This window comes from Myxococcus xanthus, from assembly GCF_013116825.1.
Taxonomy (GTDB): domain Bacteria; phylum Myxococcota; class Myxococcia; order Myxococcales; family Myxococcaceae; genus Myxococcus; species Myxococcus xanthus_B.
In genome coordinates, this window is record NZ_JABFNS010000111.1 from 17,894 (window position 1) to 30,058 (window position 12,165).

Here is a 12,165-nt window from a genome sequence, read left to right on the forward strand (position 1 = left end):
CGTGGGGCACTGTCTCAGAGCCTCACGGGCGTTGAATCGCAAGGATTCGGTGCTTCGCCACCTCGACGGCGTAGGTGGAGCCCATATCCGCGACGGGTCCGTCTTTGTCACAGGCGCCGTCCTTGACGGTGAACCGGACGAAGATCACGCCCTCTGGCCCTGGTGCTACTGTCACGTCAAACGACTCCCGTTGATACAGGCACACCTCGTCGGGTGTGGCGCCTCGGTGAGGCTTCACACCCCGCGGGCGGAAGTCGTCCATCGCCAGCGAGATTGCCGCGGCGAGGTCTGCGGGAATCCGCATGCGTCCATCGGCTGGGAGGTCGATGGGGAACGTGAACCGGGCCGCCTCATCCGCAGGCGCACGCTCCGGTTTCAGGGGCCGGTGGAAGAGGCCACAGGCGGGCAGCGTGAGGCAGAGGCAGAGCAGCAGGCGGCGCGACATGTTCCCTCCTGACTCCGGCAACATGGAGTTCAAGCTTCATCGACGGGGGTGATGTAACCGAAGGGCTTGTCGTCGGGTGTGATGAAACCAATGAGCTTCCAGGTCTTTCCTTGTCGAACGTACACTTCGCCAGGGCGGCCAGGGTCATCCATGTGCGGTATCAGCTTCATGACCCGGCACTCTGCGTCGAACTGGATGCGGATGACCCAGCGCTGATTTTTCGCGAGCCTGTCCTCGGGAGACATGGGGGAGGGGAACCACGGATGGCTGTGGTAGTCCGCGAGGATTGAGGCGTAGCCCCGAGAGTCATTGACGTATCGAGGGGCGTGGCAGCTCTTTCGTTTGTCCTCGAAGACAATCGTCGTCCGACCCTGTGGAGATGGAAAGCTGGCGTAGTGCATGCCATCCCGCAGCGTGTAGATGGCACCGCAGTATTCCTGGCCGAAATCCTTCGCCCGGGCGCCATCCATCTCCATGATGGCCGGGCAGAGTTGGTCGATGACGTCATCAATGTCGCGAGAAGGGTGAATCGCTGGCCAAGGGCCCCGTACCCATACATCGCCATTCTTGCGGCCAAAGTAATGCCCGGTGCCTGTCCGAACATACGACTGGCCACCGCATCCAAGTGCCAGGACAAGCAATACGAGTAGACTGTTCCTCATGGTCCCCCCAGAGGCACTTCGTCAGCGTAACGCGGGAGGATGGTAGCTCAGCGCAGTTCCGCCGGAAGCCGGCTGACATCCAGCTTCGGCACACCGACCTGCGTCACCGCCTGCGCCCCGAACCAGTTCGCCAGCGCGGCGCAGCGCTCCAGCGGCAGGCCTCGCAGCAGTCCGAGCGTGAAGCCCGCGAGGAAGCAGTCCCCCGCGCCCGTGGTATCCACTTCCTCCACCGCAACCGTGGGCACGTCGATGCGCGCATCCGCCGTGAACACCGTGCAGCCCCGCGCCCCACGCGTCACCACCAGGCACGTCCGCTGACGCACCCGCTCGATGTCCATCGCCCGGGCTTCCTCCTCGCTGGCCTTCAGCACCCGAAGCCGCTCCAGCAGCCCCGCGAAGGGCGTGTCCTCCAGGCGGAGATTGAGCACCCGTCCGTCATCATCGAGCGCCCGAATCAACCCCTGCGCATCCGCCAGCACATGGCGCGCCCGCTCGGAGGCGCGGAGCAGCGTCTCCGGCAGCACCTCACCTGCCACCCCGCACGCCAGTGCCACGTGCGCGTCCACGGTGATGTCCACAGGGTGAATCGGCTCCGCCTTCGCGCTGACGCGAAGCGTCCGTGCCTCTCCCTCGAAATCCGCGATGAACTGCGTGGTGCGCGTCCCCGGAACGATGCGCGGCGGATGCCGGACCTGGTCCGCGTAACGGAAGTCCTCGCCGGCCACCGCGGCCACCGCGTACTCCAGCCCCATCGCATCCAGGACGGACGCGATGTACGCCGCCGACCCACCGAGCGCCTGTGTTTCCCGCCCGGGGCCATGCCGGAGCAGGTCGTGGCAGTAGCTCCCCACCACCAGCACATCGAGCAGGGACGCGTCACGCATGACGCGCGTTCTACTTCCGGGTGAAGTCCTTCGGCACGGGAACCGCCGCGGCCTTGTCGTCCGTCCAGGCGATGTTGAGAATCCACCAGCGCCGCCCATCGAAGACGAGCTGCAAGCTGTTGACGCCCGTGGTCATCACCGGCCCGTCCGTGGTTTCACGCGTCTCATAAGCGCTCAGCACCTGGACCATGTCGCCATAGCCAGACGTCTGCCGGCGGGTCTCCTTCTCGAAGAACCCCCGCTTGTCGAAGGCCACCGCGGCGGAGGTGGCATAGTCATCCGGCGTGAAGGGCGTGGCCGCGGGCCCCTTGCCGTCCTTGGACCGGCGGATGGGAATCATCTGCGCGCCCGGGTGGAAGAGGGCGCGGAAGCGCTGCCAGTCACGGGTCTGGCCCGCCGGGCCGCTGATGACGTCGTACAGCGCGGCGATGAGGGAATCGATGGAGCGCACGTCCTCCGGGCGGGGCGCGGGTGCGAGCTGGAGCGCGCTCCGGGTTCGCTCGGCGGCGTCCTTCATCGGGTTGGGCGTGGAGACGGGTGGCTTCGGGGACGCAGGCGCCTGCGCGAGGGCGGATGGCGCGGCGAGCAGGGCGGCGGCACAGGCGGCGGCGACGAGCGGGCGCGGCATGGTGTCTCCACGGTGGCGGGAGGTTGCGGCCCACGAGGCTACTCCGGGCCGCGAAGGAGCGCTGTCGTCACCTGTTGCGCGCTTCACCGGGCGCCCGCGCGCAATCGGTGGAAGCGGGGGAGACCGTCCGTTAGGGTGCCGGTTCATGGTACGACTCCTCCTGGCCTCCCTGGTCCTGACCCTGGCCTCCCCCGCGCTCGCGGCGGAGACGCTCACCATCTACTCCGGCCGCAACGAGAAGCTCGTGGGCCCGCTTCTCAAGAAGTTCACCGAGAAGACGGGGGTCGAGGTGAAGGTGCGCTACGGCGAGACGCCGCAGCTCGCCGCCACGTTGCTGGAGGAGGGGGCGAAGACGCCCGCCGACGTGTTCTTCGCGCAGGACGCGGGGGCGCTCGGCGCGCTGGCGAAGGCGGGTCAGCTTCAGGTGCTGCCCAAGGAGACGCTGGACAAGGTGGATGCGCGCTTCCGCTCGCCGCAGGGTGTGTGGGTGGGCACCAGCGGCCGGGCGCGCGTGGTGGCCTACAACACGAAGAAGGTGAAGGCGGACACGCTGCCCAAGAGCATCCTCGGCTTCACGGATGCGAAGTGGAAGGGCCGCCTGGGCTGGGCGCCCACCAACGCCTCGTTCCAGTCCTTCGTCACCGCGCTGCGGCTGCTCAAGGGCGACGAGGCCGCGACGCAGTGGCTCAAGGGCATCCAGGCGAACGCGCCGCGCGTCTACAAGAACAACTCCGCCATCATCGAGGCGCTGGGGCGCGGTGAAATCGACGCGGGCTTCGTGAACCACTACTACCTGTACTCCGCGAAGAAGAACAAAGCGGACCTGCCCGTGGCCAACTACTTCGTCGCGGCGGGTGACCCGGGCGCGCTGGTGAACGTGGCGGGCGTGGCCATCCTCAAGGGCTCGAAGAACACGGCCGCGGCGAAGAAGCTGGCCGCGTACCTGCTGGACGCCGAGGCGCAGACGTACTTCGCGCAGGAGACGTCCGAGTTCCCGCTGGTGTCTGGCGTGAAGCTGGCCGAGGGGCTGCCGCCGCTCGACAAGGTGGGCTCGCCCGACCTGGACCTGTCCAAGCTGGATGACCTGCGCGGCACCGTGAAGCTGCTCCAGGATACTGGCGTCCTCTGATGATTCGTCGTGCCCCGGTGGGATTATGGGTGGCTGGCGTGGCCATGGCCGCGCTGGCGCTGGTGCCCGCGATATACCTGTGCGTGCGCGCCGCGGAAGCGGATGCGGACGCATGGGGCCTGCTGCTGCGAGACAAGACGTGGGGCTTGCTGGGCCGCACGTTGGGACTCGCGGCGGCGGTGACGGGCTGCGCGGCGCTGCTGTCGCTGCCGCTGGCTTGGCTCACCGCGCGCACGGACCTGCCGGGGCGCCGTCTGTGGACGGTGTTGTTGTGTGTGCCGTTGGCGGTGCCCACGTTCGTCAGCGGCTACGTGCTGCTGGCGGCGTTCGGCGTGGGCGGCGCGCTGGAGGAACCCCTGACGCGCTGGGGCCTTCCAGTGCCGCCCGTGTATGGCTTTCCCGGAGCGCTGCTGGCGCTGACGGTGTCGACGTATCCGTACTTCTTCCTCGCGCTGCGCGCCGGGCTGCAGTCCCAGGACCCGGCGTGGCTGGAGGGAGCGAGGAGCCTGGGACTCACGCCCGCCCGGGCCTTCTTCCGCATCACCGTGCCCCTGCTGCGTCCCGCCTTCGCGTCGGGCGCGCTGCTGGTGGGGCTGTACGTCCTCTCCGACTTCGGCGCGGTGGCGTTGGTGCAGTACGACGCCTTCTCGCGCGCCATCTATGTGCAGTACGAGGGCGCGTATGACCGCAGCTACGCGGCGCTGCTCGGGCTGGCGCTGGTGTCCGTGACCGTGGGCGTGCTGGCCTTGGAGCTGTGGCTGCGCGGCCGTGCGGGCTACCACCGCAGCGCGAAGGGCGCCGCTCGGGCTTCCTCGCCCGTACTGCTGGGCCGTTGGCGCGTGCCGGCGCTGCTCTTGTGCGGCGCGGTGGTGGCGGTGGGCGTGGGGTTGCCGGTGGGCGTGCTCGTCTATTGGGGCGTGCAAGGGCTGTCGGTGGATTCGGGGCCGATGATGGGGCCCGCGTGGAACTCGGTGAGTGCCTCCATGCTGGGCGCGGTGGCGGCGGTGGTGGGCGCGTTGCCGCTGGCCTTCCTCGCGGTGCGCTACCCGAGCCGCCTCACGGTGGCGCTGGAGCGCGTGTCCTACGCGGGTTATGCGCTGCCGCCCATCGTGCTGGCGCTGTCGCTCGTCTTCCTGGGCGTACAGGCGGTGCCCTTCCTCTACGGCACTCTGGTCATGCTGGTGCTGGCCTACGTGGTGCGCTTCCTGCCGCAGGCGGTGGGCGTGGTGCGGGCGTCGTTGCTTCAACTCAACCCGCACCTGCCGGAGGCCGCGGCGTCGCTGGGCCAGCCTCCGTCCGGCGTGCTGCGCCGGGTGACGGCGCCGCTGCTACGGCCCGGGCTGCTGGCGGGCGCGGCGCTCGTCTTCCTCACGGCGATGAAGGAGCTTCCCGCCACGTTGCTGCTGGCGCCCATCGGCTTCGAGACGCTCGCCACGCGCGTCTGGGGCGCCACGGCCGAGGGCCGCTTCGCCGAGGCCGCGCTGCCGGCGCTGGTGCTGATGGCCGTCTCCACGCTGGGTGTGGGACTGCTGGTGTCGCAAGAGGGCGGTTCGTCCCCGAGTTAAGCCAATGCGCCCGGGCCCGCGGGAACGCGGTAGGGTGCGCCGCCCGCCATGCCCCTGCTTTCGCTCGACGACGTCACCCTTCGTTATTCCTCCAGCGGTACCGCCGCGGTGGACCGCCTGTCCCTGGCGGTGGAGCCCGGTGAAGTGTTGGCGCTGCTGGGCCCGTCGGGGTGCGGCAAGACGACGACGCTGCGGCTGGTGGCGGGCTTCGAGCGCCCCAACAGCGGCTCCGTCACGTTGGAAGGCCGCACCCTGGCCAGCCCTGGCGCCTTCGTGCCGCCCGAGCAGCGCAGCGTGGGCATGGTGTTCCAGGACTACGCGCTCTTCCCGCACCTGTCCGTGGTGGAGAACGTGGCCTTCGGCCTCACCGCGATGCCGCGCCAGGAAGCCCGTGCCCGCGCGAGCAACATGTTGAAGCTCTTCGGCCTGGAGGGCTTCGAGTCGCGCATGCCGCACGCGCTCTCGGGTGGGCAGCAGCAGCGCGTGGCGCTGGCCCGCGCGCTGGCTCCCGGGCCGCGGGTGCTGCTGCTGGATGAGCCCTTCTCCAGCCTGGACAGCGCGCTGCGGGCGTCCACGCGAATGGAGGTGCGGCGGGTGCTGAAGTCGCTGGGAGCCACGGTGATGCTCGTCACGCATGACCAGCAGGAGGCCATGGCCTTCGCGGACCGGCTGGTGGTGATGCGGGCGGGCCAGGTGGAGCAGGTGGGCACGCCGGAGGCCGTCTATGCCACGCCGCGCACGGCCTTCGTGGCGTACTTCCTGGGCGGCACCAACCTGCTGCCGGGCGTGGGCTTCGGCAATGGCGCTCGGACGCTGCTCGGCATCCTTCCGGTGTCGGGCGCGCCGGCGAAGGGCAACGTGCTGCTGTCGCTGCGGCCAGAGGCGATGCGACTGGTGCCGGACACGGATGGCGTCGCATTGGGCGGCGCGCTGCGAGCGGAGGTGCTGGCGCGAGAGTTCCAGGGCCCCTCCGCCGAGTTCACCGTGGCGTGCAACGGCCTGGAGCTCACCGTGCGCGGCGCGCCGGACCTGCCGCTGCGCGCGGGTGACCGGGCGCGGCTGGAGGTGGTGGGCCGCGCGATGGTGCTGGAGGACATCCCGGACTGAGCCTGGCTGTCCTCCGGGCGGCCGGACGGCGTACGCTGGGTGTGGGCCGAGGCCGCAATCACCCGGGTCCCTCGTGCGTAGAGGTAGGCATGAACATCGCAGGCCTTCGTGGAATGGGGAGCCGTTTTTTCCGGTACGTGCGCGACCCGCACGTAGCGCTCTGGCGGAAGCTCGCCGGCGTGATGGCGGTGGTCTACTTCCTGTCGCCCGTGGACGCGCTGCCGGACGTCATCCCGGTGCTCGGCTGGCTGGATGACCTGGGCGTGTTGTCCGCCGCCGCCTTCTTCATGGTGCGCGAGGTGCAGCGCCACCAGGTCGTCATCGCAGGGGAGGACGCGCAGCTGGGTGTCGCCGCCCAGGCGCGCAGCAAGACGGTCTGAGTCGCCGGGTCTCCCGTGACGCGGCGGAGAGGCTCTTGCCGGGGCCCGGGCCCCCGTGGTTTGTGCGCCAGGAAGACTGTTGCACGGAGCCTGGATGTCCGGTTCACAGGGAAGTGTCGTTCTCATCACCGGTGCGTCGTCCGGCATCGGCAAGGCGTGCGCGGAGCTGCTGAGCGCGCGTGGCCACATCGTCTACGGCACCAGCCGCCGTCCCGTGGAGGCCGCGCCGCCGGGCTACCGGATGCTGGCGCTGGACGTCACCCAGGATGACTCCGTGCAGCGAGCCGTGGAGACGGTGCTGTCGCGTGAGGGGCGCATCGACGTGGTGGTGAACAACGCGGGGCATGCGCTCGCGGGCGCCGTTGAGGACACCTCCATCGAGGAAGCGCGCGCGCAACTGGACGCCAACTTCCTGGGCGCGCTGCGTGTGTGCAAGGCGGTGCTGCCGTCGATGCGTGAGCGGCGCTCCGGCCGCATCATCCAGATCAGCTCCCTGGGCGGGCAGGTGGGGTTGCCCTTCCAGTCGCTCTACAGCGCCAGCAAGTTCGCCCTGGAGGGCTTCACCGAGGCGCTGCGCCAGGAGGTGGCCGAGTTCGGCATCGAGGCGACGCTGGTGCAGCCCGGAGACGTTCGGACGGAGCTCACCCGGAACCGCGTGTGTGTCGCGAAGGCGGGCGCGGGCTCCGTGTACCAGGAGCGCTTCGAGGCCGCGCTGAAGGCCATCGAGAGCGGCGAGCGCGAGGGGCTCGCCGCCGAGGACGTGGCGAAGAAGGTGTTGGAGGTGATGGAGCGCGGAGCGCCTCGCGTGCGCTACCCGGTGGCCCAACTGGCGCAGCGCGTGGCGGTGGTGGCGAAGACCGTGCTGCCCTCGCGCACCTTCGAGCAGATCGTCATGTCCATCTACGGCCTGCGTCGCCGCTGACCGAGGCTAGAACCGGCCCACCATTGAAACGCCCGTGCCCCCGCGCGGGGTGGTGAGCGGTGCCAGCGTCACCTGGGGCGCGTCCAGCGCGTCGAAGTCCCGGGTGAGGTACGTGGTGAGGGCCAGTCCGCCCAGCACGCCGACGCCGCTGCCCACGAGGATGGCGTCTCCCGCGTCATTGCCCGCGGTGAGGTAGACGGCGCTCGCGCCCACCAGTCCGCCGAGGATGCCGCCCGCGTCGATGATGAGCATTCGGCCTCGGGACACCGGCACGTACTTCGACAGGATGGCCATCGACAGGATGCCCGCGGCCGTGGCGCCCAGCTCGGCGGCGAAGAAACCCTTCGTGTCGTAGTTGTCCGAAGTCGCCAGGAACAGCGCCGTCACCGCGCCCGCCCAGAGGCCACCCGAGTTGGCCAGTGACACCTGTCCCGAGGTGGGGTTCACCAGGTGCGCCAGCAGGACGCCCACGCCGGTGAAGCCCGCCCCTCCGAGGATGGCGGCGCCCAAGGCATGGTCACCATCCAGGTCGAAGGCGAGCAGTGTCGCGACACCGAACCAGAAACCCCACACGGTGCCGGAGTTGATGACGGCGGCTTGTCCGTCCGTCACACCGCCCCGGGTGAGCAGCAGCGAGCTGGCGGCGCCCGCTCCGGCGCCCAGCAGTGACACCGCGGCGTAACCCTGGCCGCTGCAATCTCCGATGGCGCACAGGAGGACGCCTTGTGCGACCCCGTGCAGCGTCTGCACCACGACGAGAGAGGCACGCGCGGCGTTGGAGCGAGGCTCTCGCCCCACCTCGCTCGCGGCGGCGGTGGCCAGCCGCCCCCCAGGCGCGAGCCGTGTCCGGGAGAGCCGGGCCAGTTCGGTGGCATGGGGGTGCTGTGGACAGGCCGCGAGCACTCGCTCGAACAGCTCCAGCGCCTTCGCGTCGTTGCCGCTCACGAGCGCATCGAAGCCAGCCGAGTAATCCGCCTCGGAGCTGGCTGCACAGGCATCGGGCGTGGACACCAGGGGCGGCGCGGTGACTGTCTCCTCGGAGGTGTGCGGGGCGTCCGGGGACTGAGCAGCGAGCGTGGAGAGCAGGAGCAGTGTGGCGAGCGTCATGGCGCCCGGCACTGTATGCGAAGCGCGGCGGCGGCATGTATCCGCCATGCCGCCGCCTTTTCGCGGTGCGTCAGCGCGTGGCCAGCGTATCGACGTGCTCGCGCAGGGCCACCTCGTTGCCCAGCCGGCCGTTGAGCCCGGCGAGCGGCTTCGCGGCCTGCTCGATGCGGCCCCGGGTGCGCGGTCCCGCCGCGGCCAGCCACGCCACGCCCAGCGCCAGCTCCGCCACCTGTGCATCGCCGCTCAGGCTGGCGGCCAGGGACAGCAGGGCCTCCACCGCCTTCTTCACCTGCGCGCCATGCAGCGGATGGCTGCTGGTGATGCCCTCACGCAGCAGGGACAGCAGGGCCAGCGCGGTGGCACGCGCCTGTCGCACGGGCTCGGAACCCTCGCCGGTGCCAGCCCAGAGCCCGTTGGCGAGCTGCCGGGACAGCAGGCCCTCCGCGCCCGTGTCGACACCGCCCTCGGCCGCCGGAGCCTCGTCGCGGTACGCGTCGGATTCTTCGAACTCCGCCTCCTTGAGCGAATCTGGAGGCTGACCGCCACCGAAGAAGTTGGAGAGGATTCCTCCCTTCTGGCGCTTCTTCTTCATGGCGTCGGCCTTTCCCTGCTCGCGCCGCTCGCTCCTCATCAGCATCCAGTCCGTGGTGCCGCCATCGGCATCCATGGAGGGTGCGCTCGGCGCGGGCGCGCGCCCGGGCGGGGTGATGCGCCGCACTTGAATCAGCGGACGAGCAGCTCCAGGGGCGGGCGCGGCGGCCGATGGGGGCGGCATGCCGCCCCGCGCGGCCATCCGCCCGCGGCGGGGGGCGGCGCCACCGAGCGAGGCCTCCTCCTGCTTCTGCGCGCCGAACATGTCCCAGCCGGCGGGCGCGTTCACGGGGACGACGCGTGTCTTCGCCTGTCCGGAGGTCAGCCGCTCGCCCTTGCGCTCCTCCACCACCACGAACGAGGTGTGGCGGGTGACAATCTGGTGCGCGACGGCCAGCTCGACGATGCGCTGCTTCATGGACTCCGCGCGGCGGCCGGTGAGCTGCGCGGCCTCCCAGCCCCGGATGCGCTCGGCGGCCCACAACTTCTCCACCGCCGGCCGTTCCGACACCTCGGGCAGGTCCACGCGGACGGTGAGCGAGAAGGGCTCCCGTCCCGAGCGCCCACGCAGCGTCACCGTGCCCGTCCCGGGGGAGGCATAGCGGCCCATCAGCGTCCAGGGCACGCCATCCACCAGGGGCGGCAGCTCGGCGGGCGCCAGCTCCGCGCACTCCACGCCGTCGAAGCGGACCTCCAGCTCGGTGACACGCGGCGCCAGCGCACGGGAGAACTGCGCCACGACCTTGTCGTCGATGCGCTCGCCCGGGTGGATGAACTCCACGTCTCCGCCCGTCTGCTTCGCCATGTCCCGCAGCAGCACGTCGCTGACGTTGGTGCCGATGCCGAACGAGTACACCCGCGCCGTCTTCCGCGCCTCGAGCACGGCGCGCAGAATCTCCGCCTCGTTGCCCACCTGTCCGTCCGTGAGCAGCACGATGACGCCGTCAGGCGCCGCCTGCACCGCGGCGCGCATGGGCGCGAGCAGCTCCGTGCCGCCATTCGCGTTCAGCGCGGCCACCCAGCGGTCCGCCTCTTCGAGCGTGCGCTGCGTGAAGGGCACGGGCTCGGGCTGGAACGACTGGAAGCGATTCTCGAACGCGATGACGTTGAACCGGTCGCCCTCGCGCAGGTGGCGAAGGCACAGCCGGAGCGCGGCCTGGGCCTGGGGTAGGCTCTCACCGGCCATGGAGCCGGAGACGTCCACGACGAACACCACCTCCTGCTTGGGCGGCGCGGAGGCCATGGCCAGCAGGTCCGGCACCACGGTGAGCGCGAAGGTGCCCGGGCCTCCCTCGCCCTTGCGGTGCGTGACGAGCGGCGTGAACACCGCGCTGCTGTCCGGGCTGCGCAGGCTCAGCACCAGGTCGCGGTCCAGTGACACCTCGCCGCGCGAGAAGCCGACGCGCACGCGGGTTCCTTCCTCCCGGGTGGTGGTGATGGCGTGGGACGGGCTCTCCACCACCACCTCGCGGCCCAGGTCCACGAGCAGGTCCATGCGCAGGCCGTAGTGCACGTTGCCCACGGGCGGGGTGATGCGGTCCGCGTCCGGCACCTGCGTGGTGGGCTCTTCGCTGCCGTGGCCGGTGCGGTCGCCCGTGGTCGCGCCGGGGATGTAGCGAGGCGCCACCAGCGTGGGGAGCATCCAGCGCACGCTGCCTTCCTCGGCGGTGACGGCTTGGAGGAACTCCACCTCCACCACGGTCTCCTCATAGGGCAGCAGGTTGCCCACCTGGGCGGTGAAGACGTTGCGGCGCTCCTCGTCGAGCAGCGCGGCACCATGGCCGGCCGTGACGGCGTCGTCGTAGGTGCGGAAGGCCTCTTCACGCTCACGCACCACGCCCTCGATGCGCCGCCCGGCGCACGTCATGGAGAAGGCGGACAGCGTGCCATCCGAGGGAAGGGGGAAGGTGTAGATGGCCTCCACCGGCTGGTACTCCTCGTTACGGTAGCGCTGGCGAACGCGGACGCGCGCGTGGCCGCCGAGGAGCTCGCCCGTGACCTCGACACCTTGGAGGGGGACCTGCGTGCCGTTGCGCGTGTACAGCCCTGCCTTTTCGATGGTCATGGCTTCTCCCTTTCCTGGAACTCCGCGATGAGGGCGCGAACGCGTTCCGCGAGCGCCCGGGTCTTCGTGTCCGCTGCTTCCGAGACGTGCAGCTCCAGCCCTGGGAGCAGCTCCCAGCGCTCGTAACGATTCAGGCCCGTGGCCGGTCTTCGAGGCGCGGGCTGGGGCGCCACCGGGGCTGGCCCCGGTAGCGGCTGCGCGTGCATCGGGGGCGTGGGTGTCGCGTCCGAGTCGGCGAGCTGGCGCAGCTCATCGAGGCTCGAGCGCTGCAACTCCGCCTGGATGGCATCCAGGGGAAGGAACCGCGCCTGCAGGACGCGGATGGCCTTGAGCCGCACCAGGTGCTCTTCCCCGTACACGGTGTCGGGTCCCCGGAAGGGGGGCGCGGGAAGCAGTCCGCGTTGGACGTAGTAGCGCACCGTCCGCGGCGAGACGCCCACCGCCTCGGCCAGCTCCGTCAGCTTCCATTCGCTCTGTGTCTTCGGCGTGCTCACGGTTCAGACAGTAGGACTCGACATTGATGGTGTCAAGTTGCCACTGATGAATTGGCAGCAGCAGTGCCATTGCGTGATGGTCCCCCGCTCAGTGGCATCTTGACAGTTTTGATGCCGAGTCCTGACACCCGGCGCTTGTTCGCTGTCATGGCCTGGTGGCGGGCGAAGGGCGCGGGGGTGTTGCGC

General features: G+C 70.1%; 12 protein-coding genes. 5 read left to right on the forward strand and 7 right to left on the reverse strand.

Annotated elements, in window-relative coordinates:
* Window positions 1–22 precede the first annotated feature (22 nt).
* Genes HNV26_RS27195 through HNV26_RS27210 form a run of 4 tightly spaced genes read right to left on the reverse strand, consistent with a single transcriptional unit; the run spans window position 23 to window position 2,619 of the window.
* Complete coding sequence (locus HNV26_RS27195; RefSeq protein ID WP_171442206.1) at window positions 23–445, reverse strand: hypothetical protein; 423 nt, start codon at window positions 443–445, stop codon at window positions 23–25.
* A 29-nt stretch (window positions 446–474) separates the two neighbouring features.
* Complete coding sequence (locus tag HNV26_RS27200) at window positions 475–1,107, reverse strand: hypothetical protein (protein WP_216612756.1); 633 nt, start codon at window positions 1,105–1,107, stop codon at window positions 475–477.
* Window positions 1,108–1,154: 47 nt separating this feature from the next.
* Window positions 1,155–1,991, reverse strand: a complete 837-nt coding sequence (locus HNV26_RS27205; RefSeq protein WP_171442205.1) for a PfkB family carbohydrate kinase — start codon at window positions 1,989–1,991, stop codon at window positions 1,155–1,157.
* A 10-nt stretch (window positions 1,992–2,001) separates the two neighbouring features.
* Window positions 2,002–2,619: a nuclear transport factor 2 family protein gene (locus HNV26_RS27210; RefSeq protein WP_171442204.1), complete on the reverse strand. Its 618-nt coding sequence runs from the start codon at window positions 2,617–2,619 to the stop codon at window positions 2,002–2,004.
* Window positions 2,620–2,764: 145 nt separating this feature from the next.
* Here HNV26_RS27210 and HNV26_RS27215 point away from each other — a divergent pair, with 145 nt between their 5' ends.
* The 5 genes from HNV26_RS27215 (at window position 2,765) to HNV26_RS27235 (ending at window position 7,722) form a co-directional block, all read left to right on the forward strand.
* On the forward strand, window positions 2,765–3,748 hold the full coding sequence (locus tag HNV26_RS27215; RefSeq protein WP_171442203.1) for an iron ABC transporter substrate-binding protein: 984 nt from the start codon (window positions 2,765–2,767) through the stop codon (window positions 3,746–3,748).
* Complete coding sequence (locus tag HNV26_RS27220; RefSeq protein WP_171442202.1) at window positions 3,748–5,313, forward strand: ABC transporter permease; 1,566 nt, start codon at window positions 3,748–3,750, stop codon at window positions 5,311–5,313. Before HNV26_RS27215 ends, HNV26_RS27220 begins: the two co-directional genes overlap by 1 nt.
* A 48-nt stretch (window positions 5,314–5,361) precedes the next feature.
* Window positions 5,362–6,420: an ABC transporter ATP-binding protein gene (locus HNV26_RS27225; RefSeq protein WP_171442201.1), complete on the forward strand. Its 1,059-nt coding sequence runs from the start codon at window positions 5,362–5,364 to the stop codon at window positions 6,418–6,420.
* Window positions 6,421–6,533: 113 nt separating this feature from the next.
* Window positions 6,534–6,800 (forward strand): YkvA family protein, encoded by a 267-nt coding sequence (locus HNV26_RS27230; RefSeq protein ID WP_171442200.1) that lies wholly within the window; start codon window positions 6,534–6,536, stop codon window positions 6,798–6,800.
* A 94-nt stretch (window positions 6,801–6,894) separates the two neighbouring features.
* Complete coding sequence (locus tag HNV26_RS27235; protein WP_171442199.1) at window positions 6,895–7,722, forward strand: SDR family oxidoreductase; 828 nt, start codon at window positions 6,895–6,897, stop codon at window positions 7,720–7,722.
* Between the two features lie 6 nt (window positions 7,723–7,728).
* Here the strand turns inward: HNV26_RS27235 and HNV26_RS27240 are convergent, their stop codons facing one another.
* The 3 genes from HNV26_RS27240 to HNV26_RS27250 all read right to left on the reverse strand — a co-directional run bounded on the left by HNV26_RS27240 (window position 7,729) and on the right by HNV26_RS27250 (window position 11,979).
* Entirely contained in the window at window positions 7,729–8,829 is a 1,101-nt protein-coding gene (locus HNV26_RS27240) for a hypothetical protein (protein WP_253817094.1), read from the reverse strand.
* 70 nt (window positions 8,830–8,899) lie between these two features.
* Window positions 8,900–11,485 (reverse strand): VIT domain-containing protein, encoded by a 2,586-nt coding sequence (locus HNV26_RS27245; RefSeq protein WP_171442197.1) that lies wholly within the window; start codon window positions 11,483–11,485, stop codon window positions 8,900–8,902.
* Entirely contained in the window at window positions 11,482–11,979 is a 498-nt protein-coding gene (locus HNV26_RS27250) for a MerR family transcriptional regulator (protein WP_171442196.1), read from the reverse strand. Before HNV26_RS27250 ends, HNV26_RS27245 begins: the two co-directional genes overlap by 4 nt.
* Between the last annotated feature and the right edge of the window lie 186 nt (window positions 11,980–12,165).